At 69.6% G+C, this 23,341-nt stretch carries 19 protein-coding genes and 1 pseudogene; 10 read left to right on the top strand and 10 right to left on the bottom strand.

Annotation, left to right across the window (positions count from 1 at the left end):
- Positions 1 to 271: 271 nt before the first annotated feature.
- Both OG844_RS33030 and OG844_RS33025 read right to left on the bottom strand, forming a co-directional pair.
- Positions 272 to 865: a biotin transporter BioY gene (locus tag OG844_RS33030; protein ID WP_406395322.1), complete on the bottom strand. Its 594-nt coding sequence runs from the start codon at positions 863 to 865 to the stop codon at positions 272 to 274.
- Between the two features lie 305 nt (positions 866 to 1,170).
- Positions 1,171 to 2,343: an RNA-guided endonuclease InsQ/TnpB family protein gene (locus OG844_RS33025; RefSeq protein WP_406395320.1), complete on the bottom strand. Its 1,173-nt coding sequence runs from the start codon at positions 2,341 to 2,343 to the stop codon at positions 1,171 to 1,173.
- Positions 2,344 to 2,633: 290 nt separating this feature from the next.
- On the opposite strand from OG844_RS33025, the gene OG844_RS33020 reads away from it, so the two are divergent.
- Both OG844_RS33020 and OG844_RS33015 read left to right on the top strand, forming a co-directional pair.
- Positions 2,634 to 4,046 (top strand): amino acid permease, encoded by a 1,413-nt coding sequence (locus OG844_RS33020; protein ID WP_406395318.1) that lies wholly within the window; start codon positions 2,634 to 2,636, stop codon positions 4,044 to 4,046.
- Positions 4,047 to 4,104: 58 nt separating this feature from the next.
- On the top strand, positions 4,105 to 4,767 hold the full coding sequence (locus tag OG844_RS33015; RefSeq protein WP_406395317.1) for a CatB-related O-acetyltransferase: 663 nt from the start codon (positions 4,105 to 4,107) through the stop codon (positions 4,765 to 4,767).
- A gap of 13 nt (positions 4,768 to 4,780) precedes the next feature.
- Here OG844_RS33015 and OG844_RS33010 read toward each other — a convergent pair.
- Positions 4,781 to 4,936: pseudogene (locus OG844_RS33010) on the bottom strand (GNAT family N-acetyltransferase); the annotation flags it as partial.
- 69 nt (positions 4,937 to 5,005) lie between these two features.
- Here OG844_RS33010 and OG844_RS33005 point away from each other — a divergent pair.
- The 3 genes from OG844_RS33005 to OG844_RS32995 all read left to right on the top strand — a co-directional run bounded on the left by OG844_RS33005 (position 5,006) and on the right by OG844_RS32995 (position 7,587).
- Complete coding sequence (locus OG844_RS33005; protein WP_406395315.1) at positions 5,006 to 5,398, top strand: hypothetical protein; 393 nt, start codon at positions 5,006 to 5,008, stop codon at positions 5,396 to 5,398.
- A gap of 391 nt (positions 5,399 to 5,789) precedes the next feature.
- Complete coding sequence (locus tag OG844_RS33000; RefSeq protein WP_406395314.1) at positions 5,790 to 6,887, top strand: glycerophosphodiester phosphodiesterase family protein; 1,098 nt, start codon at positions 5,790 to 5,792, stop codon at positions 6,885 to 6,887.
- A 58-nt stretch (positions 6,888 to 6,945) separates the two neighbouring features.
- A complete protein-coding gene (locus tag OG844_RS32995; protein WP_406395313.1) occupies positions 6,946 to 7,587 on the top strand; it encodes a superoxide dismutase in 642 nt (213 codons plus the stop codon).
- A gap of 130 nt (positions 7,588 to 7,717) precedes the next feature.
- Here the strand turns inward: OG844_RS32995 and OG844_RS32990 are convergent, their stop codons facing one another.
- A complete protein-coding gene (locus OG844_RS32990) occupies positions 7,718 to 8,368 on the bottom strand; it encodes a DsbA family protein (RefSeq protein ID WP_406395311.1) in 651 nt (216 codons plus the stop codon).
- Between the two features lie 133 nt (positions 8,369 to 8,501).
- Here OG844_RS32990 and pepN (OG844_RS32985) point away from each other — a divergent pair, with 133 nt between their 5' ends.
- The 3 genes from pepN (OG844_RS32985) to OG844_RS32975 all read left to right on the top strand — a co-directional run bounded on the left by pepN (OG844_RS32985) (position 8,502) and on the right by OG844_RS32975 (position 15,744).
- Positions 8,502 to 11,084: an aminopeptidase N gene (pepN, locus tag OG844_RS32985; protein ID WP_406395309.1), complete on the top strand. Its 2,583-nt coding sequence runs from the start codon at positions 8,502 to 8,504 to the stop codon at positions 11,082 to 11,084.
- Positions 11,085 to 11,257: 173 nt separating this feature from the next.
- Positions 11,258 to 12,265, top strand: coding sequence for a hypothetical protein (locus OG844_RS32980; protein ID WP_406395307.1), 1,008 nt, complete (start codon positions 11,258 to 11,260; stop codon positions 12,263 to 12,265).
- A gap of 170 nt (positions 12,266 to 12,435) precedes the next feature.
- On the top strand, positions 12,436 to 15,744 hold the full coding sequence (locus OG844_RS32975; RefSeq protein ID WP_406395305.1) for a S8 family serine peptidase: 3,309 nt from the start codon (positions 12,436 to 12,438) through the stop codon (positions 15,742 to 15,744).
- A 62-nt stretch (positions 15,745 to 15,806) separates the two neighbouring features.
- Here OG844_RS32975 and OG844_RS32970 read toward each other — a convergent pair whose 3' ends face one another.
- On the bottom strand, positions 15,807 to 16,451 hold the full coding sequence (locus OG844_RS32970) for a hypothetical protein (RefSeq protein WP_406395304.1): 645 nt from the start codon (positions 16,449 to 16,451) through the stop codon (positions 15,807 to 15,809).
- A gap of 2 nt (positions 16,452 to 16,453) precedes the next feature.
- Positions 16,454 to 16,984, bottom strand: coding sequence for an RNA polymerase sigma factor (locus tag OG844_RS32965; RefSeq protein WP_406395302.1), 531 nt, complete (start codon positions 16,982 to 16,984; stop codon positions 16,454 to 16,456).
- A gap of 172 nt (positions 16,985 to 17,156) precedes the next feature.
- Here OG844_RS32965 and OG844_RS32960 point away from each other — a divergent pair, with 172 nt between their 5' ends.
- A complete protein-coding gene (locus tag OG844_RS32960) occupies positions 17,157 to 18,185 on the top strand; it encodes an aspartate-semialdehyde dehydrogenase (protein WP_406395300.1) in 1,029 nt (342 codons plus the stop codon).
- A gap of 64 nt (positions 18,186 to 18,249) precedes the next feature.
- Here the strand turns inward: OG844_RS32960 and OG844_RS32955 are convergent, their stop codons facing one another.
- The 3 genes from OG844_RS32955 to OG844_RS32945 are packed head-to-tail and all read right to left on the bottom strand — an operon-like array spanning position 18,250 to position 19,372.
- Positions 18,250 to 18,597, bottom strand: a complete 348-nt coding sequence (locus OG844_RS32955; RefSeq protein WP_406395299.1) for a type II toxin-antitoxin system PemK/MazF family toxin — start codon at positions 18,595 to 18,597, stop codon at positions 18,250 to 18,252.
- Positions 18,584 to 18,814 carry a type II toxin-antitoxin system ParD family antitoxin gene (locus tag OG844_RS32950; RefSeq protein ID WP_383182361.1) on the bottom strand — a complete coding sequence of 77 codons (231 nt, stop codon included), beginning with the start codon at positions 18,812 to 18,814 and terminating at the stop codon, positions 18,584 to 18,586. Before OG844_RS32950 ends, OG844_RS32955 begins: the two co-directional genes overlap by 14 nt.
- A 57-nt stretch (positions 18,815 to 18,871) precedes the next feature.
- Positions 18,872 to 19,372: a DUF1203 domain-containing protein gene (locus OG844_RS32945; RefSeq protein WP_406395297.1), complete on the bottom strand. Its 501-nt coding sequence runs from the start codon at positions 19,370 to 19,372 to the stop codon at positions 18,872 to 18,874.
- A gap of 113 nt (positions 19,373 to 19,485) precedes the next feature.
- Between OG844_RS32945 and pepN (OG844_RS32940) the strand changes: the two genes are divergently transcribed.
- Complete coding sequence (gene pepN, locus OG844_RS32940) at positions 19,486 to 22,062, top strand: aminopeptidase N (protein WP_406395295.1); 2,577 nt, start codon at positions 19,486 to 19,488, stop codon at positions 22,060 to 22,062.
- Positions 22,063 to 22,146: 84 nt separating this feature from the next.
- Here the strand turns inward: pepN (OG844_RS32940) and alc are convergent, their stop codons facing one another.
- The gene (alc, locus tag OG844_RS32935) at positions 22,147 to 23,295 is read right to left on the bottom strand and encodes an allantoicase (RefSeq protein WP_406395293.1); all 1,149 of its coding nucleotides are present in this window, start codon (positions 23,293 to 23,295) and stop codon (positions 22,147 to 22,149) included.
- Positions 23,296 to 23,341 lie beyond the last annotated feature (46 nt).

Here is a 23,341-nt window from a genome sequence, read left to right as displayed (position 1 = left end):
CGGATTCACCCCGGGAGGCCCTCCCTCCGCACGCGTCCAGCGAGCGGAGGGAGGGCCTCTCTCCTTGCCGCACACACGGGGGTTGCCCTGCTGCGGCTGCTCCCGCCGCGCGACGGTGCGGCCGTGGCGGCCGTACGGGCGCTGTACGAGGGGTCACGGTGGACCCGGGACCTGCCCGGAGGTTCCGACGGTCCCCCGGGCACACGGGAGAAGCCCGCCGGTCGTACCGCTGTGGCAGTACGACCGGCGGGCCTCTGTGGGGCCTACGGCATCAGCCGTGACGCCCGATGAGCTTCCAGGACGCGGGCAGCGCGCCCATGGCCAGCGCCGCCTTGAGGGCGTCCCCGATCAGGAACGGCGTGAGGCCCGCCGCGACGGCGGCGCTCATCGACATCCCGGTGGAGAGGGCCAGGTACGGCACACCGACCGCGTAGATGATCACGGAACCGACCACCATCGTGCCCGCGGTGCGCAGCACCGAGCGGTCGCCGCCGCGGCGGGCGAGGCCGCCGACGACCGTTGCTGCGAGCAGCATGCCCAGCACGTAGCCGAACGAGGCGCTGCCGGCTCCGGAGCCGCCCTCGGCGAACCACGGCATGCCGGCCATCCCGACGAGCGCGTACAGCGCGAGGGAGAGGAAGCCGCGACGGGCACCGAGGGCGGTGCCGATGAGCAGCGCGGCGAAGGTCTGGCCGGTGACGGGAACCGGGGAGCCCGGAACGGGGACGGCTATCTGGGCCGCGATACCGGTGAGTGCGGCGCCGCCGAGGACCAGTGCGGTGTCCACGGCGTAGCGGTGCCGGGCTGCGGGCAGCAGGTCGGCGAGGACCGCTCCGGAACGGATGGGGGCGGCAGCAGTGCTCATCGGGGGACTCCGCAGGTGAGGGCAACAGGACGGGTGACTCCGGCCGACGTTAGCCCACGGGTTAACGCTCGATCACCGTCAGCCGCTCACAAAGCGGTGGTTGGAGGATTGGTGGGGTTCACACAAAGATTCGTACGCAGTCGTGGATCGGGGTGACTCTCGTCACTGAGGTGAAGGAGGAATGGGGGGCCTAAGTCGGGGTGGGCACTCTCGTACTGCTCAATGTCAACTACCCGGGAGTGGAGTCCCGGGCTTGCTGCTCGGGTCATCACTGGCGGTGAGGGCTCCCGGCTGCGTCCAGCCCTCTATGCGATGAGCATGAGGGCAGGGGCCTGTGACTCGGCCCCGCGAACCCACATCCACCAGCCGCGTGCGGCGATGTTGTGGGACGAGTTCAGGTCCGCGTGCTCAACGAAGCCGCAGACCCGGCAGGTGAAGACGGCCCGGGAGGGCCGGTTCCCTCGTTCGGTGTGATGGCACTTCGAGCATTCCTGGCTAGTGTAGGCCGGATTCACGTACACGACCGGGACTCCGCAGCGCTTGGCCTTGTAGCCGATGAAGGCGCCCAGCTGGTGGAACGACCAGGAGTGCAGAGTGACGCGTTGGGGCTTCCTCAGCCGTACCCGTTCGCGAATACCGCCCAGGTCCTCCAGGGCGATGCCGCGACCGGTGCGTTGTGCCGCCGCCACGATGCGCTTGCTGATCTTGTGGTTGATGTCACGGGCACGCCGCTTCTCCTTGCCCGCGTGCCTCATCGCCCGCCGCTTGGCGGACTTGGTGCCCTTCTTCTGCAGCTTGGTACGCAGCTTGCGGTCCTGTGCGCGGTGACGGTTGAGGCGGCGTCCGGCATAGCGGTCGCCGTCACAGGTGCTGGCGATGTTCACAATGCCCAGGTCGACCCCGAGGAAGCCGACCGGGTAAGAGTTCAGCTCCGCCTCAGCGATCTCGCAGGTCGCCAGCAGGTACCAGGTGCCGTTCTGCCGGATCAGGTCCGACTCGCCATGGCGGCGCGCGGCTACCACCGCGAGTTGCTCGGCCTGTCCGGTGAACGCCACGCCCTTCAGCCGCCCGGCCGTGCTCCAGATCGAGACCGTCCGCGCCTCGTGCTGCCAGGACAGCATCCGGTCGTCGTAGGGCTGCGCCGCGTCCTTCCGGAAGGCGACCGGCTTGCCCGCCGTCCGCTCGTAGCGCTTGCCGCCGGGGTGGCCGTAGTTCCCGGCCTTCAGATTCGCCCGCAAGGCGGTGTACGCGTCGGCGGTCTTCTTGATGCTGTGCTGCGCGGCCTGCGCCCCCAGGCCCCACCGCTCCTTCACTGTGGCATAGCAGCGGTCCCGCAACGCCCGGTTGGCAGTGCTCTGCTCCTCAAAGCCGGTGGCCGACACCCAGGTCGCCGCCTCATTGCACGCGCGCAAGGTCGCCTCAAATGCCGCCGCCTGTACAGGCGTAGGCAGGAGCTTGACCCGCACCACGAGCTTCATGACCGGAAAGCTAACATTCCTACAATCCAGCCATGTGGCCTCATTGGTATCAAACCCCCGAAACGAGGATGCATAGAACAGTTGTCCGTACACTCCATGCACACGCCACCAGTCCGGCCGTGTCGCTCAGGACCCGCCAGGGGTCGACCCTGTCGCCCCTACTCCCGAGTAGTCGAGTGTGCACCTCGTGCACACCTCGTGACCGTATAGCGGACAGTCGTTCCCTGTAGGCGGGGTGCGTGCACAGACTGTTGGCTCTCCCCGTCTCGGCTACTGAACAGAGCTTTTCCATGTCCCGGACCTCCGCGCCTCCCCCCACTGCTGGCCCACCCTCCCCCACCGTCGACTCCGCGCTCACCCACGGGCTCAAGCAGCGCCATCTGTCGATGATCGCCCTGGGCGGTGTCATCGGTGCCGGCCTGTTCGTCGGCTCCGGCGCCGGGATCGCCGCCGCCGGTCCGTCGATCGTCATCGCCTACGGCATCTCCGGTCTGCTGGTCATGTTCGTGATGCGGATGCTCGGCGAGATGTCGGCCGCCAATCCGGTGTCGGGGTCGTTCTCCGTGCACGCCGACCGCGCGATCGGACCGTGGGCGGGCTTCACCGCCGGGTGGTCGTTCTGGGTGCTGCTCTGTGTCGCCGTCGGTCTGGAGGGCATCGGCGCCGCGAAGATCGTCACGGGTTGGCTGCCGGGCACGCCGGAGTGGGCCTGGGTCGCCCTGTTCATGCTGGTCTTCCTCGGCACGAACCTCGCCGCCGTGAAGAACTTCGGCGAGTTCGAATTCTGGTTCGCGGCGCTCAAGGTCGTCGCGATCACGCTCTTCCTCGTACTCGGCGTACTCGCGCTCCTCGGCGTGCTGCCCGGGACGGACGCACCCGGCGGCTCGAACCTCACCGGAGAGGGCGGGCTCCTGCCGAACGGCTCCGACGGGTTCATCATCGGACTGCTCGCGTCCGTCTTCGCGTACGGCGGTCTGGAGACCGTCACCATCGCCGCGGCCGAGTCGGAGAACCCGGTCCAGGGCGTCGCCAAGGCCGTGCGCACGGCGATGTGGCGGATCGCGGTCTTCTACGTCGGCTCGATGGCGGTCATCGTCGCCCTCGTCCCGTGGGACGACCCGGCGGTCGCCGAGGTCGGCCCGTTCTACGCGGCCCTCGACCACCTCGGCATCAGCGGCGCCGCGGAGATCATGAACGTGGTCATCCTGGTCGCCCTGCTCTCCGCGATGAACGCCAACATCTACGGCGCCTCGCGCATGGCCTGCTCGCTCGTCGCACGCGGCCAGGGCCCGAAGCGCATCGGCACGATCTCGTCCGGTGTACCGCGCAACGCCGTGCTCGTCTCCTCCGTGTTCGGCTTCCTGTGCGTGCTGCTCAGCTACTGGCGTCCCGATGACGTCTTCCCTTGGCTGCTCAACATGATCGGCGCGGTGATCCTCGTCGTCTGGATCTTCATCGCCGTCTCCCAGCTGATCCTGCGCAGCCGGATGGAGCGCGAGGCACCCGAGAAGCTCGTCGTGCGCATGTGGCTCTTCCCGGTCCTGACGATCGTGGCGCTGCTCGCCATGGCCGGCATCTTCTTCCTGATGCTGCGTCAGCCCGACACCCGTGACCAACTGCTGGCGACCGGCGCGCTGACCGCGGTGCTGATCGTGACCGGTCTCGTCCGGCAGAAGCGTGCGGGGCGCGAACCGCGCGCCTGAAAATCACGCGCCCGAAAGTCCCGTGCACACCGCACGGGTCTTCTGGGAGAGTGCCCGCATGAGCCACGTCCCCGCCGATCCGGCCGTGCTCCACCCGATGCCCGGCCAGCCCCGGGTGGTGCAGCTGATGCCCCTGGTCACCTCGGCCCTCATCGAGGTCGGCGAGTACTCCTACTACGACGACCCCGAGGACGCGACCGCGTTCGAGACCCGCAACGTGCTGTACCACTACGGTCCGGAGAAGCTCGTCATCGGCAGGTTCTGCGCGCTGGGTACCGGGGTGCGGTTCATCATGAACGGCGCCAACCACCGTATGGACGGCCCGTCGACGTTCCCGTTCCCCACCCTCGGCGGCTCCTGGGCCGACCATTTCGACCTGCTGACCGGCCTGCCGGTCCGGGGCGACACGGTGGTCGGCCACGACGTCTGGTTCGGCTACCGGGCGACGGTGATGCCGGGCGTACGGATCGGGAACGGCGCGATCATCGCCGCGGACGCCGTGGTCACGGCCGATGTCCCGGACTACGGGATCGTCGGCGGCAACCCGGCGAAGCTGATCCGGACCCGGTACGACGACGCGGACATCGCCCGGCTGCTCGCCGTCGCGTGGTGGGACTGGCCCGCCGAGCACATCACCGAGCACGTCCGCACGATCATGTCCGGCAGCATCGACGAGCTGGAGGCGGCCGCACCCGGGGGCTCCGCCCGGCCGGGCCGCTGAGCCCCCGGGGGAATCAGCCGAGTTCGATGCGGAGCGACGGCAGTTCGCGCCCCGGGATCGAGCCCGACGGGGTCGCGCCGATGCGGACCGCCCCCATGGCCACGCGGAACGGCTCGGCGTTCGGGTCGGCGTGGACCCGCACCGTTCTCAGGGTGAAGTTCAGGAAGCGGCACTGGGACTGGAGAGTGGGTAGGTGGTTGTAATGCCTCCAAGGCGCCTCAAGAAATATCTCCCGGTCATGCAAGCAGAGAAAGCTCTGGAACATCTCGGTGTGCAGGGAGCGGCCTTTGACCAGCGTGACGTCGAAAACCAGAGCTGGTTCGCAGACTGGGACGGAATGCTGGCCGATTCCGATGTGTACATCGGGATCATGGGAGGCTCGCCTGAAGGGAAGACAGTCCGCGTGCTGCTTGACGACTGGACTTTCGAGGATGTGCTCGCAGGCCACGTGGAAGAATTTCTGACACAGATCTTCTCCGGGCGCGCAAGGATCAAAAAAGAGAGATTCTTCTTGATCCTCACCTCTCACGTGCTCGATGTCTCAGTAGGTTCTACCTCTCATTCGGCTGGGAGAGATTTCCGCCCGGACAGTGAACTCGCGCCGTGGGAACGGCGCCTCATGTCCAAGTAGGTGCAGTGCGCCGCGGCTCCTGGCTCCCCGGGGAGGCTCCCCGTTCCAGGGTGGTGAACCCCAGGATGCGCCCGTCCTCCTCGGCGACCTCGGTCCGCCGGGGGCCCGTCTCGGCGGGGCGGACGGCGAGTTCGTCGCGGCAGGCGGCCAGGAACTCCTCGTCGTAACCCCAGTGCCCCTTCGACCGCAGCGCCGGCTCGGTCAGTGCCGCGGCTTCCTCGGGGCGGCCCTTCCGTACCTTCACCCGGCTCCGTCTCCCGTTCCGCGCCGTCGGCGTCCGGCGCCCCTACCCACGTCCGTGCATGAGGCGGCAAGCCTCTGTCCGCCCTGCTGTAACCCCTCGTGGCTTTGGTGGTTCCTCCGCACGATCCGGCCCGCACGAGGAGCTCGCATGTCCCAGCACCCGAGACGCCGTTCGATCCTCCTGGCCACGGCCGCGGTGTCGGCCGCCGCCGCGACCCCCGCCGCCGCGTCGTCCGGCCCCGGACGCCCCCGCGGGCCCGTCGTCATCGGCCATCGCGGCGCCGCCGGCTGGCGGCCCGAACACACCGCCGCCGCCTACACCTTCGGGGTGCGGGCCGGAGCCGACTGGATCGAGCCCGACCTCGTCCCGACGAAGGATCACGTCCTGGTCGTGCGCCACGAGAACGAGATCTCGGGCACGACGGATGTGGCCGGGCACCCGGAGTTCGCCGGCCGCCGCACCACGAAGACGGTCGACGGCAGGGCCGTCACCGGCTGGTTCACCGAGGACTTCACCCTGGCGGAACTGAAGACGCTGCGCGCCGTGGAGCGGCTGCCTCTGATCCGTAACCGCAATACGGTCTTCGACGGCCGCGAGCAGATCATGACGTTCCAGGAGGTCGTCGATCTGGCCCGCACCCTGTCCAGGGAGCACCGCCGCCGGATCGCGGTCTTCCCCGAGACGAAGCACCCGACGTACTTCCGCTCGATCGGCCTGCCGCTGGAGCCCGAACTGATCCGGGTGATCCGGCGCAACCGTCTGACCGCCCGCGACTGCGTCGTCCAGTCCTTCGAGCCGTCCAGCCTGCACCGGGTCGCCGAGGCCCGGCTCGGTCTCCCGCTCTGGCAGGCGCTGGGCACCAGCGGTGGCCCGTACGGCCACCCGGCCACGTACAAGGAGATGATGACGCCGGCCGGGCTGCGCGAGATCGCCTCGTACGCGCAGTGGATCGGCCCGGACAAGTCCTCGCTCGTCCCGCCGCTGACCCTGCTGGCCGATGCCCACGCGGCGGGGCTGAAGGTCGGCGCGTACACCTTCCGCGCGGAGAACCGGTACCTCCCGGCCCCGTACCGAAGGGGCACCGCGCCCGACGACTTCGGGGACGCGTTCGCCGAGTACGTCTTCCACTTCGGGCAGGGCGTGGACGCGGTCGTCACCGACTTCCCGGACCTCGCGGCGGCCGCACGCGACGGTCCGGGGTCCTGGGACCAGGGGCTGATCACTTTCGGACCCTCCTCCTGCTAGCCTGCAATTGCGAATGACTTGCAATAACAACAGGACAGCAGTTGGAGGGTTCGAACCCATGGCCACGTACACGCTTCCGGAACTCCCGTACGACTACGCGGCGCTCGAACCGGTCATCAACCCGCAGATCGTCGAGCTCCACCACGACAAGCACCACGCCGCGTACGTGAAGGGCGCGAACGACACCCTGGAGCAGCTGGAAGAGGCCCGCGACAAGGAGGCCTGGGGCGCGATCAACGGCCTCCAGAAGAACCTCGCGTTTCATCTCTCCGGCCACATCCTGCACTCGATCTACTGGCACAACATGACCGGCGACGGCGGCGGCGAGCCCCTCGCGGCGGACGGTGTGGGCGACCTCGCCGACGCGATCGCCGAGTCCTTCGGCTCGTACGCCGGCTTCACGTCCCAGCTGACGAAGGCCGCGGCCACCACGCAGGGCTCCGGCTGGGGCGTCCTCGCCTACGAGCCGGTCAGCGGCCGGCTGATCGTCGAGCAGGTCTACGACCACCAGGGCAACGTCGGCCAGGGCTCGGTCCCGATCCTGGTCTTCGACGCCTGGGAGCACGCCTTCTACCTCCAGTACAAGAACCAGAAGGTCGACTTCATCGAGGCGATGTGGCGCGTCGTCAACTGGCAGGACGTGGCGAAGCGGTACGCGGCCGCGAAGGAGCGCGCGGACGTGCTCCTGCTCGCTCCCTGACGGTGTGCAGACGTCCTGCCTCGTGATCGTCTTCTCAACCTTCACCCGGCAGGCGGATGAAAGAAGAACCCCCCGCGAGGACATGACTCGCGGGGGTTCTTCCATGGCTGTGCGGGGTCGTGCGGGTACGTCAGTCGAAGGACGGGCCCTGCGTACGGGTGCGCTTGATCTCGTAGAAGCCGGGGACCGACGCGACCAGCAGCGTGCCGTCCCACAGCTTCGCCGCGTCCTCGCCCTTCGGGGCGGGGGTCACGACCGGGCCGAAGAACGCGATCTGCTCGCCGTCGGCGCCGGGCACGGCGATGACCGGCGTGCCGACGTCCTGGCCGACCTTCTCGATGCCCTCCTTGTGGGAGGCGCGCAGCTCCTTGTCGTACGTGTCCGAGTCCGCGTACTCCGCGAGCTCCACCGGCAGGCCGACATCTTCGAGGGCACCCACGACGGCCTCACGGGTCGGGCCCTCGCCCTTGTTGTGGATGCGGGTACCGAGCGCTGTGTAAAGGGGGCCGACGACAGCGTCGCCGTGCTTCTGCTGGGCGGCGACGACGACCCGGACCGGGCCCCACGCCTTGTTCGCCAGCATGTCCCGGTACTCCTCCGGCAGCTCGTCCAGCCGGTCCTCGTTGAGCACGGCCAGGCTCATCACATGCCAGCGGACCTCTACGTCGCGGACCTTCTCCACTTCCAGCATCCAGCGTGAGGTCATCCAGGCCCAGGGGCAGACCGGGTCGAACCAGAAGTCCGCCGGGGTCCTGCCGTTCGACGTGCTGTTCTCGGGCATGTCTCTCCTCATGAGGTCGTCTCGCACCTGAGTTCCAGAACGCCACGGGGCGCTCCGGCCATTCCCGGGTGCCGGGTTCTCCGGCCGCGTGCGAGGATCAAAGCTGTTCGAATGAGACACAAAGGAGTGTTCCGTGCCCGGTGAGAACCTGTCCCGCGACGAGGCCCGTGAGCGGGCCGAGCTGCTGACCGTCGACGGTTACGAGGTCGCCCTCGACCTGCGTTCCGCTGTCGGTGAGCCCGACGGGAGCGCCGGTCCGCGCACGTTCCGCTCGCTGACCACGATCCGGTTCCGCGCCGCGCGCGCGGGGGCCTCGACCTTCGCCGACCTGGTGGCCCCGGCCGTATCCACGGTGACGCTGAACGGGAGGGCCCTGGACCCGGCGGCCGTCTTCGACGGCAGCCGGATCGCACTGGACGGCCTCGCCGCGGGCGAGAACGTCCTGGTGGTCGACGCGCAGTGCGCGTACAGCCGGACCGGCGAGGGCATGCACCGCTTCGTCGACCCGGAGGACGGCGAGGTCTACCTCTACACGCACTACGAGCCGGCCGACGCCCGGCGCGTCTACGCGAACTTCGAACAGCCCGACCTGAAGGCCCCCTACCGCTTCCAGGTCACGGCGCCCGAGGGGTGGACGGTCCGGTCGAACGGCGCCGAGGAGTTCCACGAGGGCGAGGAGTGGCGGTTCGCGGAGACGAAGCCCATCTCGACGTACATCACGACGGTCGTGGCGGGTCCGTACCACTGCGAGAGCGACCTCTACACCCGTACGTTCGACGACGGTTCGAAGCTGGAGATCCCCCTGGGCGCGATGTGCCGCAAGGGGCTCGCGCGGCACTTCGACGCGGACGACATCTTCCTGATCACCAAGCAGGGCCTGGACTTCTTCCACGACCACTTCGACTACCCGTACCCGTTCGGGAAGTACGACCAGGCCTTCGTGCCCGAGTACAACATCGGCGCCATGGAGAACCCGGGCTGTGTCACCTTCCGCGAGGAGTACATCTACCGCGGCAAGGTCACCTCGGCGTCCTACGAGCGCCGCGCCAACACCCTCCTGCACGAGATGGCGCACATGTGGTTCGGCGATCTGGTCACCATGCAGTGGTGGGACGACCTGTGGCTGAAGGAGTCCTTCGCCGACTTCATGGGGTCCTTCTCGATGGTGGAGGCCACCCGCTTCACCAACGGCTGGATCACCTTCGCCAACTACCGCAAGGCCTGGGCGTACCGCGCCGACCAGCTGCCGTCCACACACCCGATCACGGCCGACATCCGTGACCTGGAGGACGCCAAGCTCAACTTCGACGGCATCACGTACGCCAAGGGCGCCTCGGTGCTCAAGCAGCTGGTGGCGTACGTGGGACGGGACGCGTTCCTGGAGGGTGCGCGCCGCTACTTCAAGCAGCACGCGTACGGCAACACACAGCTGGGCGACCTGCTCTCGGTGCTCGCCGAGACGTCAGGGCGCGACATGACGTCCTGGTCCCGGTCCTGGCTGCAGACGGCGGGCGTCAACGTCCTGACGCCGGCGCTGACGTACGACGCCGCGGACCGGATCACGGAGCTGGTCGTGCTCCAGGGGGCCGCCGCCTCCCACCCGGAACTGCGCCCGCACCGGGTCGCGGTGGGCCTGTACCGCCGCACCCCCGCGGGTGGCCTGGTGCGGTACGCCCGCGCCGAGGTGGACGTCGCCGGGCCGCACACCGTGGTGACGGAGCTGGCGGGGGCCGAGAAGCCCGACCTCGTCCTGGTCAACGACGACGACCTCACGTACTGCAAGGTCCGCTTCGACGAGAGGTCCCTCACCACCCTGCGGGAGCACCTGGGAGACATCACCGACCCGCTGGCCCGCGCGCTGTGCTGGTCCGCGCTGTGGAACCTGACCCGGGACGCACTGCTGCCGGCCCGCGACTTCGTCTCCCTGGTCCTGGCGTTCGCCGGCCGGGAGTCGGACATCGGCGTGCTCCAGATGCTGCACGCCTGGGCCCAGTCCGCGCTCGTGCACTACGCCGCTCCGGCGTGGCGCGAGGAGGGCGGCCGGGCGCTGGCCGAGGGCGCGCTGCGGGAGCTGCGCCTCGCGGAGCCGGGCGGTCAGCACCAGCTGGCCTGGGCGCGGTTCTTCGCGGCGGTCGCCACCTCGGAGGCGGACTTCCAGCTGCTGACGGCCCTGCTGGACGACACGGCCGTGATCGAGGGCCTGGATGTCGACCAGGAGCTGCGCTGGGCGTTCCTGTCGCCGCTGGTCTCGCACGGGGTGGCCGACGAGCCGGCCATCGACGCCGAACTGGCCCGTGACGACACGGCGTCCGGCAAGCGCCACCACGTACGGTGCCTGGCCTCGCGCCCCTCGGCCGCGGTCAAGGCTCAGGCATGGGCGGCCGTCGTGGAGTCGGACAAGCTGTCCAACGCGCTCGCCGGGGCGACGATCGCGGGCTTCGTGCAGCCCTCGCAGCGCGAGCTGCTGGCGCCGTACACCGCCTCTTACTTCGAGGCGATCGAGCGGGTGTGGGCCGCGCGGTCCATCCAGATCGGCATGGACGTCGTCAAGGGCCTGTTCCCGGGGCTGCAGGACGACCCCGCGACGCTGGCGGCGACGGACGCGTGGCTGACCTCCCGCCCGGACGCGGCCCCGGCGCTGCGGCGGCTGGTCCTGGAGGCCCGCGACGACCTGGCGCGGGCGCTGCGCGGCCAGGAGTGCGACGCCGCAGCCTGATGTGGTGCGACGGCCTCCCCGCACATCTGTGCGGGGAGGCCGTCGCACAATCCCCGGCGCGACCGCTCTTTTCGGCAGTCGAACTGCCGTACTTTAGGACGGCGTTGTCCTGAAATGCCGACGGCTTCGTAACAGGGATCAGCGCTCCTGAGAGGTACGGAAACCTCCGGGGCATGACCCAGAACACCCCGCTGACCCCCCGTCCCCTTCACGATGTGCGTCAACGCGTCCAGTCCGCCGCGCAGTTGCGCGCTCAGGGCGTGTCCGCCGCGCAGACCGCCGCGCAGTGCCTGCCGGGCGGGCCGTGGCAGCAGTTGCTGCCCGGCGTGTACCTCCTGCACCCTGGCCCGCCCACGAGCCAGGAGCGCCTGCACGGGGCCCTGTTGTACGCCGGTCGGCCACCGGTCTCCGCGCGGCGGACCGTACCGGCCCAGTCCGGTCCGGGGTACGGCGAGGCGATGGTCACCGGGCTGGCGGCGCTGGCCCTGCACGGTTTCGCGTCCGCACCGCCGATGATCGCCCTCCACCGGATCGACGTGCTGGTGCCGCGCGCGAGGCGGCTGCGCTCCACCCGCTTCGTCGGTGTGAAGCGGGCGGCCTCGCTCCCCGCGCCCGACCGGCGGCTCGGAGTGCCCGTGGCCCCGGTGGAGCGGGCCCTCGCGGATGCGGTGGCCGAGCTCACGGATGCCCCCACGGTGCGCCGGATGCTGACGGAGGCGGTGCGCGGCGGGCACTGCGAACCGGCGACGGTCGTACGGGAGTTGAGTGCCGCCAAGCTGCTGGGCAGGCCCCATGTGGTGGAGGCCGTCGACGCGCTGCTCATGGAGGGCAGGGCGGTGGCGGAGGACCGGCTGTACGAGATGGTGCGCAGCTACGGTCTGCCGGAACCGCTGTGGAACGTGGATCTGTACCTGCAGGGCGGCACGTTCCTGGGCGGGGTGGACGCGTACTGGCCGGAACAGGCCGTCGCGCTCGAACTCGGCACCCGCAGCCCTCGCCAGGAGCACGTCACGTACACCGCGGAACGGGAGCACCTGGAGCGGCTCGGGGTGACCGTCGTCCGCGTCACGGCGAAGAAGCTGCGCGAGAGGATGGCGCAGCAGACGGTGGTGGTGCGTACGGCGCTGATGGCGGCGGACGACCGTGAACCGGCAGCGTACGTGGTGGTCCTGCCGCGATGAGCGGAACATTCACCCTTTTCGTCCCACATGACGCATCAGCACCGGTGGCGAATGTACGCCATGTCCACTACTCGCCGCCGCCAAGTCTCCACAAACCCCTGCCTTTTAAGAAAGGCTGAGCGGTCATCCGGTACCGAATTCCGGACTCTCTCTTTCTTTCACCTACAGGGATGCTGATGACCAAGGAATCCCCCAGCTCCATACCCGGGGCGAGACGCGCGGCGCGCATCGCTGCCGCCGCCGGTCTGGTGGCCGCACTGGCCGCCTCCGGCGCCGCCCCGGTCTTCGCCGCCGACGCCCCGGTGACCACGCCGGTGAAGCCTGCCGCCACCAGCGACAAGGGCGACAAGCTCGGTGAGGCCGACGCCGATGTGCTGGCGAAGGCCGAGGCCAAGGGCGAGAAGAACATCACGATGATGGTCGCCACCGCCCCCGGTGCGACCGAGCAGGTCACCGAGCAACTGGACGCCGTCAAGGGGTCCGTGCTGGGACAGACGTACGACAAGCTCGGCTACGTCCGGGCGACCGTGCCGACCGCGACGGCCGAGGCCACCATCAAGGCGGCCCAGAAGCTGTCGTCCGTGCACGGCATCGATCTCAAGCAGGAGATCAAGCTCGACGACCCGACGCCCTCGGGCGACCGGGCCGCCGGTGCGAAGCAGACGAAGTCCACGGGCAGTTACCCTGCGCCCGGCAAGAACACGCCGGCGAAGAACCCGTACAACCCGTCCTTCGAGACGGGCGCGGTCGACTTCGTCCAGCAGCACCCGAAGGCCGACGGCCGCGGTATCACCATCGGTGTCCTTGACTCCGGTGTCGACATCGCGCACCCGGCGCTGCAGAAGACCACCACCGGCGAGCGCAAGATCGTCGACTGGGTGACGGCCACCGACCCCGTGAGCGACGGCGACCGCACCTGGCTGCGGATGACCGCGACCGTGGCGGGTCCGACGTTCACCATCGGCGGCCGCACCTACTCGGCGCCGGAGGGGTCCTACAAGATCCAGCTCTTCTCCGAGGCCGCCACCCTGGGCGGCGACATGGCCGGGGACCTGAACCGGGACGGCGACACCACCGACAAGTGGGCCGTGCTCTACGACCCGACCGCCGGTACCGTCCGCGTCGACCTGAACGACGACGCGAACTTCGGCAACGACGCCGTGCTCCAGCCGTACAAGGACAAGCACCAGGTCGGCTACTTCGGCACGGACAACCCGGCGACGCAGATCGTCGAGCGCATCCCGTTCGTCGTCGAGACCCGCAAGGACGTCGTCTTCGACGCGGCCGGCACCAAGGCCGACTACGTCAACATCGGTGTCATCGAGAGCGAGCACGGCACGCACGTCGCGGGCATCACCGCGGCCAACGGTCTGTTCGGCGGCAAGATGAACGGCGCGGCGCCCGGCGCCAAGGTCGTCTCCTCGCGTGCCTGCACCTGGTCCGGCGGCTGCACCAACATCGCGCTGACCGAGGGCATGATCGACCTCGTCGTGAACCGCGGTGTCGACGTCGTCAACATGTCGATCGGCGGCCTGCCGCCGCTCAACGACGGCAACAACGCGCGCGCCGAGCTCTACAAGCGGCTCATCGACATCTACGGCGTCCAGCTGGTCATCTCGGCCGGCAACGAGGGCCCGGGTGTCAACACGATCGGTGACCCCGGCCTCGCCGACCACGTCATCTCGGTCGGCGCGTCCATCTCCAAGGAGACCTGGGCCGCGAACTACGGCTCGAACGTCACCAAGAAGTACGACATGCTGCCCTTCTCCTCGCGCGGTCCGCGTGAGGACGGCGGCTTCGCGCCGATCCTGACCGCTCCGGGTGCGTCCATCAACACCACCCAGACCTGGTTCCCCGGCGGCCCGGTCAAGGAGGCGGGTTACACGCTGCCCGCCGGTTACTCCATGCTGCAGGGCACCTCGATGTCCTCGCCGCAGGCCGCCGGCGCCACGGCGCTGCTCCTGTCCGCCGCGAAGCAGAAGAACATCGAGCTGCCGCCTGCCGACCTGCGCACCGCGCTGACCAGCACCGCCACCCACATCGACGGCGTGCCCGCGCACGCCCAGGGTGCCGGTCTGATCAACATCGTCGGTGCCTGGAAGCAGATCGAGAAGCAGGGCGCCCCGGCGCACGAGTTCTCGGTGAAGGCCCCGGTCGACACCGCGATCGACTTCGCGCTGAAGACCCCGGGCTTCGGCACCGGCCTGTACGACCGTGAGGGCGGCCTCAAGGCCGGCCAGAAGAAGTCGTACGACGTCACGGTCACCCGCACCACGGGTCCGGACGGCGCGGTCGCGCACAAGCTGTCGTGGAAGAACAACGACGGCACCTTCAGGCTGACCGGTTCGAGCACCGTCTCGCTGCCGCTCGGCAAGCCCGTGACCGTCAAGGTCGAGGCGAAGCCCGGCACCGCCGGTGTGCACAGCGCGATCCTGCAGGTGGACGATGCCAAGACCGTCGGCGTCGACCAGCAGATCCTGGCCACCGTCATCGTTTCCAAGGACCTGGTGAAGCCGGGTTACGCGTTCTCGACGACCGGCTCGGTGCAGCGCAACGGCACCACGTCGTACTTCGTGAACGTCCCCGAGGGCGCGGAGACGCTCGAGGTCGCGATGAGCGCCCTGCGCTCGGGCAGCCAGACGCGGTTCATCTCCATCCACCCCTACGGGGTCGCGGTGGAGGACAGCTCCACGATCTTCTGCTACCCGAACTACGAGAACCCGGCCAACACCTGCCGTCCGGACACGCGGTCCTACAAGGCCCCGCAGCCCGGCGTCTGGGAGATCGAGGTCGAGTCCCGTCGTACGTCGCCGCTGCTGGACAACCCGTACAAGCTGGATGTCTCGCTGCTCGGCGCGTCCTTCGACCCGGCGGTGAAGACCATCGCCGAGGCGAAGATCGGCACCCCGGCCGCGGTGGACTGGACGGTCACCAACAACGCCGGTGACCTCGAGGGCTCACTCAAGGGCGGCTCGCTGGGTTCGGCCAAGGTCGAGCGTCCGTCGATCTCCACGGGCGAGACGTACGAGACCACGGTCACCATCGGTGAGGGTGTCGAGAAGCTCGACTTCGCCATCGGTGGCACGTCGGACGCCAATGCCGACATCGACCTGTACGTCTACAACGGCGACACGGAGGTCGGTGCGTCCACGACGGCCGGTTCCGAGGAGTCGGTCAGCCTGGTGAAGCCGGCCGCCGGTACGTACACCGTCGTCATCGACGGCTACGCGGTCCCGGCCGGGACCACCGAGTACGACTACCGCGACGTGTACTACGCACCGTCGCTCGGCTCGATCAACGTCGACGAGTCGAAGGCCGTGACCCTGGCCAACGGCGCGTCCGCGCAGGTCGGCGCCGAGGTCGTGGTCGCCGGAGCGGCTCCCGAGGGCCGGCAGTTCTTCGGCGAGGTGCACCTGGTGAACTCCCGCGGCACCGCGGCGGGCACCGGCAGCGTCGTGATCGAGAAGGTCACGCCGTAACGGTCCGAAGTACCTGAGCAGCGGGGCGGGCGCTCTTCCGGGAGCTCCCGCCCCGCTGTGCGTCATCCGGGGTCCGTGCATTCCAGGGTGCGCGAGGCGGGCAGCGCGGCCGACATCCACTGCCAGGCGGTGGCCCGGTCCTCACCGGTGAAGGAGTTCACCGGCTCGCCCGGGAAGCGCGAGACGATCACGACCATGGGCCTGCCCGACCGGAAGTAGTCCGCCTCCTCCCCCGGGACGACGAACGAGGTCTCCCGCGGTCCCCGGTCCGGTTTGAGGTACCGGTCGACCGTCAGTACGACCCGTACGAGGCCGCCGACCCGTTCCGTCCGGCTGACCGTGCCGTCCGCGACGACCCGCGCGCAGGCCATCATTCCCTCCCGGCCCAGTTTGGCGTCGCCGTGCTCCCCGGACGGCTGGGCGACCGACCAGAGGATTCCGGTCCCGGCCAGGCATGCGGCGATCACCACGGAGGCCGCGAGCGCGAGTGGCCCCTTCCGCACCCACCGGGGACGCGAAGACGTGAGGGTGCCCGGTGCGCCGTCCGGGGCGGCCAGGTGGTCCCCGATGAGGTGCAGCTGCTCGCGGAGCACCGTCATGTCACGCCTCGCGGCGTCGTACCGCGCGGCGGCCGGTGCGTCGCCCGGGTCGGGCGCGGACTGCCCCACCAGTACGGCCATCAGCTCGTCGGACCCGTCCGTGTCCATCGTCACACCACCTCGTCCGCGTGAACCCGCGCGAGCCGCTCGCGCATCGCTCGGGCCGCCGCGTGCAGGCGGCTCTTGACCGTTCCCTCGGGTATGCCCAGCTCCGCCGCGATCTGCCGTACCGAGAGGTCCGCGTAGAACCGCAGGACCAGGGCCTGGCGCTGCGGTGCCGGCAGTTCGTCCAGCCCCTCGGCCACCGTGAGAGCCAGCAGGCGGGCCTCCTGACCGCCCTCGGTGCCGGGGGCGGCCGGGCTCAGCGCGGCGAGCCGGGCGCCCACCCGTGCCTGTCGGTTCCTGCTCCGGTGCCAGTCGGCGGCCAGGTTCGAGGCGACCACGGCCGCCCAGGCGCCGATCTCGCGGGGGGCCTCCCGGCCGCTCGCCGAGCGCTCCAGGAGGCGCAGCCGTATCTGTTGCACACCGTCCTGCAGGTCGGAGTACGGAACTCCGCCCAGTGAAAGAACCGCTCTGACGCGGTTCACCAGTGCCGGGCCCAGGGGGTCGTCCCCCGCGCCGGCCGCCTTCCTTCCCAGCAAGGAGTGCCTCCCCCTGTATGTGTTTCCCCTCTGACGCGGGAGCGCGGCAGAACGTTCGCCCGCCGTGGACGGTCGCCGTCCGAGGAACGGACAATGGATTGGACAAGGTGGGCGGGGACATACGCATCATGGAGCGGCAACCGTGCCCGTTCGTACGTTTGAAGGAGTCCCTGTGAAGGTCGGAATCGTCGGCGCCACCGGTCAGGTCGGCACAGTCATGCGCAGGATCCTGGCCGAGCGGAAGTTCCCCGTCGCCGAACTGCGGCTCTTCGCCTCCGCCCGTTCCGCGGGCTCCACGATCGCCTACGAGGGCACCGACATCACCGTCGAGGACGCCTCCACGGCCGATTACACGGGTCTGGACATCGTGCTGTTCTCCGCGGGGGGTGCGACGTCGAAGGCACTGGCCGAGAAGGTCGCCGCCCAGGGTGCCGTCGTGATCGACAACTCCTCCGCCTGGCGCAAGGACCCCGAGGTCCCGCTGGTGGTCTCCGAGGTCAACGCGCACGCGATCGGGAACCGCCCCAAGGGCATCATCGCCAACCCGAACTGCACGACGATGGCCGCCATGCCCGTGCTGCGCCCGCTGCACGAGGAGGCGGGTCTGAAGACCCTGACCGTCGCCACGTACCAGGCGGTGTCGGGTTCCGGTGTCGCCGGTGTCGCGGAGCTGCACGGCCAGGTGTCCAAGGTCGTCGCCGACGCGGACAAGCTCACGCACGACGGCGGCGCGGTCGACTTCCCCGAGCCGGGCGTCTACAGGCGTCCGATCGCCTTCAACGTACTGCCGCTCGCCGGCTCGATCGTCGACGACGGTTCGTTCGAGACGGACGAGGAGCAGAAGCTCCGCAACGAGTCCCGCAAGATCCTGGAGATCCCGGAGCTCAAGGTGTCCGGCACCTGCGTCCGGGTCCCGGTCTTCTCCGGCCACTCCCTGCAGATCAATGCCCGCTTCGCCCGTCCGATCAGCGTCGAGCGCGCCTACGAGCTGCTGAAGGACGCCGAGGGTGTCGAACTCTCCGAGATCCCGACCCCGCTCCAGGCTGCCGGCCAGGACGCCTCGTACGTGGGCCGCATCCGGGTCGACGAGACCGTCGAGCACGGCCTCGCGCTCTTCGTCTCCAACGACAACCTGCGCAAGGGCGCGGCGCTGAACGCGGTGCAGATCGCGGAGCTGGTGGCGGCGGAGCTGAAGGGCTGATTTTCCTGATTTTCCACTCGTGAAAGGGCGGCCCCGATGTCCGGGGGCCGTCCTTTCGCATGCCTCAGAGGGCGAGGTGCCGCCGCAGGGCCGCGTCGATATCCGCCATGCGCTGACGGGGGACGGTACCCACCTGCCGTACGAACCGCTCCTCAGCCATCGCGCGTACCTGCTCGCACTGCACCTTGGAGTCCCTCGTCAGACCGGTCTCGCCAGCCTGCAACAGCACCTGGAAGGGGTAGATCCGAGCAACGTTCGCGGTCAGTGGTACGACGGTGACCACTCCTCGCCCCGTTCGCGCCACCACGGCGTTCGCTCCGTCGTTGGAGATGATCACCGAGGGGCGGGCCTTGTCGGCCTCGCCGCCACGCACGGGCTCGTAGTCGACCAAATAGATATCACCGCGTTTCATCGGCGATTCCGTCCCCCGAGAACCGGTCCCAGAACGCGGCGTCCTCGCTCGCGTCCCACTCGGCGAAGGCGGCCTCGTAATCGGCCTCCAGGTTGGCGGAACGAAGCAACTCGATGGCGGCGTGTATCACCGCCGACCGGGAATCCGCTTCGGTCTTCGCGGCGTACTCGTCGACGAAGGCGACATCCTCCTGCGGCAAGCTCACACTGATCTTCATGACCCCAATGCTACCAATAGTAGGAGCAGCCTGGCCACCCGAACTGCGGTTCGGGTACTACCCGCGTCGCACCTCGAAGTGGAAGCACCCGTACTCCACGGCCCGCACATGCACCAGCGCCACCTCGGGGTCGGCGAAGGCTTCCGCGAAGGCGTCGTCGTAGCCGCGCGCCTCGTCGGCCGGGATCTCCAGCAGGCGGCCGCCGACGATGTGACCGTCCGCGTCGTAGCGGCGGACCGTGCGCAGCGCGCCCGCCCGCGCGAACGGGTAGCCGTCCCGGTCACCCGCCGGCCCCTCGCACTCCTCGGCGTGGATGAAGACCGGACCCTGCTCGTCGTACGCCCCCGGCCTGGCCCAGGTCTCCGCCGCCCAGCGCCTCAGCGGCGCGTACGAGACGAGGGCGATCCGCTCCCCCGGCCCGGCGGCGCGCAGGCAGCAGCGCAGCGGTTCGCCGCCCTCCGTCGCCGTGTACGGGACGCAGGGACGGTCCGCGTCGTCCGTCTTGCGGAGCTCGTCGAGGGCGGTGGGGGCGATCGGTCGTGCCTCATAGGTGGTCATGCTCCGAGGGTGGCCCGAACGTCTTCACCGGTCCGGCGGAAAACGGACATCGCGCTGCGCGTACCCCACGTGGAAGGATGGCCAAAAACATCGCATATCAAGGAGATGACCGCGTGCCTGGCACGAATCTGACCCGCGAAGAGGCACAGGAGCGGGCGCGCCTGCTGACCGTGGACGCGTACGAGATCGATCTCGACCTCTCCGGAGCGCAGGAGGGCGGCTCCTACCGGTCCGTCACCACTGTGCGCTTCGACTCCGCCGAGGCCGGTGCGGAGACCTTCATCGACCTGGTCGCCCCGGCCGTGCACGATGTCGTGCTGAACGGCAAGGCGCTGGACGTCGCCGCCGTCTTCCGCGACTCCCGGATCGCGCTGAAGCACCTGCGGGCGGGTACCAACGAGCTGAAGGTCGTCGCCGACTGCTCGTACACGAACACCGGTGAGGGACTGCACCGGTTCGTCGACCCGGTCGACGAGCAGGCCTACCTCTACACCCAGTTCGAGGTGCCGGACGCCCGCCGGGTGTTCGCCAGCTTCGAGCAGCCCGACCTGAAGGCGACCTTCACCTTCACCGTGAAGGCGCCGTCCGGCTGGACCGTGATCTCCAACTCGCCGACGCCGGAGCCCAAGGACGACATCTGGTCCTTCGAGCCGACGCCGCGCATCTCCACGTACATCACGGCCCTGATCGCCGGCCCGTACCACGCGGTGCACAGCAGCTACGAGAAGGACGGCCAGTCGGTGCCGCTCGGCATCTACTGCCGTCCGTCGCTCGCCGAGTACCTCGACGCGGACGACATCTTCGCGGTCACGCGGCAGGGCTTCGACTGGTTCCAGGAGAAGTTCGACTACGCGTACCCCTTCGCCAAGTACGACCAGCTCTTCGTCCCGGAGTTCAACGCGGGCGCGATGGAGAACGCGGGCGCGGTCACCATCCGTGACCAGTACGTGTTCCGTTCGAAGGTGACGGACGCCGCGTACGAGACGCGCGCCGAGACGATCCTCCACGAGCTGGCCCACATGTGGTTCGGCGACCTGGTCACCATGGAGTGGTGGAACGACCTCTGGCTGAACGAGTCGTTCGCCACGTACACCTCCATCGCGTGCCAGGCGGACGCCGAGGGATCGAAGTGGCCGCACTCCTGGACCACGTTCGCCAACTCCATGAAGACGTGGGCGTACCGGCAGGACCAGCTGCCCTCGACGCACCCGATCATGGCGGACATCCGGGACCTCGACGACGTCCTGGTGAACTTCGACGGGATCACGTACGCGAAGGGCGCCTCGGTCCTGAAGCAGCTCGTGGCGTACGTCGGCAAGGACGCGTTCTTCAAGGGGGTCCAGGCGTACTTCAAGGCGCACGCCTTCGGGAACACGCGCCTGTCGGACCTGCTGGGCGCACTGGAGGAGACCTCCGGCCGTGACCTGAAGACCTGGTCGAAGGCATGGCTGGAGACGGCCGGCATCAACATCCTGCGCCCGGAGATCGAGACGGACGCGAACGGCCACGTCTCCTCGTTCACCGTTCTCCAGGAGGCTCCCGCCCTCCCCGTCGGCGCGAAGGGCGAGCCGACGCTGCGTCCGCACCGGATCGCGATCGGCTGCTACGACCTCGACGCGGCCGGGAAGCTGGTCCGTACGAACCGGATCGAGCTGGACGTGGACGGCGAGCGCACGACCGTGCCGTTCCCGGCGGGCACGGCACGCCCGGCGGTCGTCCTGCTCAACGACGACGACCTGTCGTACGCGAAGGTCCGCCTCGACGAGGAGTCGCTGGCCCTCGTCACGGAGCACCTCGGCGACTTCACCGAGTCCCTCCCCCGCGCTCTGAGCTGGGCCTCCGCCTGGGACATGACGCGGGACGGCGAGCTGGCGACGCGTGACTACCTGGCGCTGGTGCTCTCCGGGATCAGCAAGGAGACGGACATCGGTGTCGTCCAGTCGCTGCACCGCCAGGTGAAGCTGGCGCTGGACCTGTACGCGGCGCCGGAGTGGCGCGAGGCCGGTCTGACCCAGTGGACCGAGGCGACGCTCGCGCACCTGCGCGCGGCGGAGCCGGGCAGCGATCACCAGCTGGCCTGGGCCCGTGCCTTCGCGGCCACGGCGCGCAACCCCCAGCAGCTCGACCTGCTGCAGTCCCTGCTGGACGGCACGGAGGAGATCGAGGGTCTGGCCGTCGACACGGAGCTGCGCTGGGCGTTCGTGCAGCGGCTCGCCGCGACGGGCCTCCTGGACGAGGAGGAGATCGCCGCCGAGTACGAGCGCGACAGGACCGCCGCGGGCGAGCGCCACGCGGCGACCGCACGTGCGGCGCAGCCGTCCCCGGAGGCGAAGGCCGAGGCGTGGGCCTCGGTCGTCGAGTCCGACACGCTGCCGAACGCCCTCCAGGAGGCGGTCATCGGCGGTTTCGTCCAGACCGACCAGCGTGAGCTCCTCGCCCCGTACACGGAGAAGTTCTTCGCTGCGGTGAAGGGCGTCTGGGACTCGCGCAGCCACGAGATGGCCCAGCAGATCGCGGTCGGCCTGTACCCGGTCCTCCAGGTCTCCGGGGCCACGCTGGACGCCACGGACGCATGGCTGGACTCGGCCGGGCCGAGCGCTGCGCTGCGCCGGCTGATGTCGGAGTCCAGGGCGGGCGTCGAGCGCGCGCTCAGGGCTCAGGCGGCCGACTCGGCGGCAGCGACCGCGTAGGCGGTGGAACCGCCCGGCGGGCAGGCGCTGTTGCGCAGCCGTCCGCCGGGCGGGGTCGGGGGGAGTCGGCCGGGAGTGCGGCCGTCAGCCGGCCGACTCCTGGTAGCGGCGCGCCAGTTCGGCCGCTCCCGCTTCCGTCGGCATGCCGTGCAGGCGCATCCGGGCCACGCCGCCGTCGGGGAAGGTGTCGAGGCGGACGTGGGTGACCACGGCCTCGGTGTCCAGGACGAAGCGGTGCAGGGTGTCCGGCTGGAGGCGGGTGCGCGGGAGGATCTCGAACCACTCGCCCGTGTCGCCGTCCCTGCCGTGGAGGGCGATCCAGCCCGCGGCGTTGCCCTTGAGGCAGGCCGTGTCGATCTCGACGGCGCGCACGGCGCCCTGGGCGGGCAGCCGGAAGCGCACCCAGTCGTTCGTGTCGCGGACCCGGCGTCGGCGGTTCTCCCAGCCGTCGTCCATCTTGCGGGAGGTGCCGGGCAGGATGATCTGGGCCGGTGAGGAGTAGAAGCGGTCGGAGGCGTCCTCGTACGTACCGCCGTTGAGGATCGAGAGCAGGTCGACCGTGCCCAGCGCGGCGAGCCAGGCCGGGTCGGGGACGACCTCGCCGTGGACGCGGAGGCGGGCGATGCCGCCGTCGGGGTGCTGGCAGAGGCGGACGTGGGTGTACCGCCGGTCGCCGGTGATCTCGAAGGCGTTGGCCGCGTGGCCGCGCACGGGGGTCTGCGGGACGATCTCCTCCCACTTCACGTCGTCGGCGAGGAGCTGCTCGGGGCTCGGGGCGCCTTCGACGGCCGTCGCCTGGACCGAGACGCGCTGCGGGTAGTTGCCGCGGAAGTGGGCCGTGTCGACGACGATGCCGCGGATGATGCCGGGGGCCCCCAGACGGACGATCGCCCAGTCGTGCTCCTCGGGGGCGGGAAAGGGGTGGTCCGCGTCCGCACCACGGCGACGGCGCGTCTCCCAGCCGTCCATGATCTTGCCCTTGTGGCCGAACCGCTCGGGGTCGAAGACGGCGGGTTCACGGATCAGGAGGTTCTCGCGCTCGGCGAAGAACTCGTCGTCGGCGGCGATCACGCCCGCGCCGAGGCGGCGGTCCGCGAGGTCGACGAGGTCGGTGAACGCGAGGCCGGTGGCGGTGCGGTAGTCGGCGTACGGGTCGCCGCCGCCGTAAGGGGCCGCGTCATTGGCGTGGGGGTCGGTGTCCTGGAATGTGCTCTCGTTCGCGTCGAAGGTCATGCGACGACTCTCGTACGGAGAGACCCATCAGGTCCATCGAAAGTTT

This window comes from Streptomyces sp. NBC_00887 (genome assembly GCF_045207585.1).
The sequence above is the reverse complement of the archived record's forward strand: the minus strand, read 5'-3'. Positions and strand labels throughout refer to the sequence as shown.

Bases quoted from the DNA above. Each gene is read 5' to 3' on its own strand.
- alc (WP_406395293.1), bottom strand. From the start codon at position 23,295: ATGACCTTCGACGCGAACGAGAGCACATTCCAGGACACCGACCCCCAC.
- OG844_RS33020 (WP_406395318.1), top strand. From the start codon at position 2,634: ATGTCCCGGACCTCCGCGCCTCCCCCCACTGCTGGCCCACCCTCCCCC.
- OG844_RS32945 (WP_406395297.1), bottom strand. From the start codon at position 19,372: ATGACCACCTATGAGGCACGACCGATCGCCCCCACCGCCCTCGACGAG.
- OG844_RS32995 (WP_406395313.1), top strand. From the start codon at position 6,946: ATGGCCACGTACACGCTTCCGGAACTCCCGTACGACTACGCGGCGCTC.
- OG844_RS33005 (WP_406395315.1), top strand. From the start codon at position 5,006: ATGCAAGCAGAGAAAGCTCTGGAACATCTCGGTGTGCAGGGAGCGGCC.
- OG844_RS33015 (WP_406395317.1), top strand. From the start codon at position 4,105: ATGAGCCACGTCCCCGCCGATCCGGCCGTGCTCCACCCGATGCCCGGC.
- OG844_RS33025 (WP_406395320.1), bottom strand. From the start codon at position 2,343: ATGAAGCTCGTGGTGCGGGTCAAGCTCCTGCCTACGCCTGTACAGGCG.
- OG844_RS32955 (WP_406395299.1), bottom strand. From the start codon at position 18,597: ATGAAACGCGGTGATATCTATTTGGTCGACTACGAGCCCGTGCGTGGC.
- OG844_RS32990 (WP_406395311.1), bottom strand. From the start codon at position 8,368: ATGCCCGAGAACAGCACGTCGAACGGCAGGACCCCGGCGGACTTCTGG.
- OG844_RS32970 (WP_406395304.1), bottom strand. From the start codon at position 16,451: ATGGACACGGACGGGTCCGACGAGCTGATGGCCGTACTGGTGGGGCAG.
- OG844_RS33030 (WP_406395322.1), bottom strand. From the start codon at position 865: ATGAGCACTGCTGCCGCCCCCATCCGTTCCGGAGCGGTCCTCGCCGAC.
- OG844_RS32950 (WP_383182361.1), bottom strand. From the start codon at position 18,814: ATGAAGATCAGTGTGAGCTTGCCGCAGGAGGATGTCGCCTTCGTCGAC.
- OG844_RS32975 (WP_406395305.1), top strand. From the start codon at position 12,436: ATGCTGATGACCAAGGAATCCCCCAGCTCCATACCCGGGGCGAGACGC.
- OG844_RS32980 (WP_406395307.1), top strand. From the start codon at position 11,258: ATGACCCAGAACACCCCGCTGACCCCCCGTCCCCTTCACGATGTGCGT.
- OG844_RS33000 (WP_406395314.1), top strand. From the start codon at position 5,790: ATGTCCCAGCACCCGAGACGCCGTTCGATCCTCCTGGCCACGGCCGCG.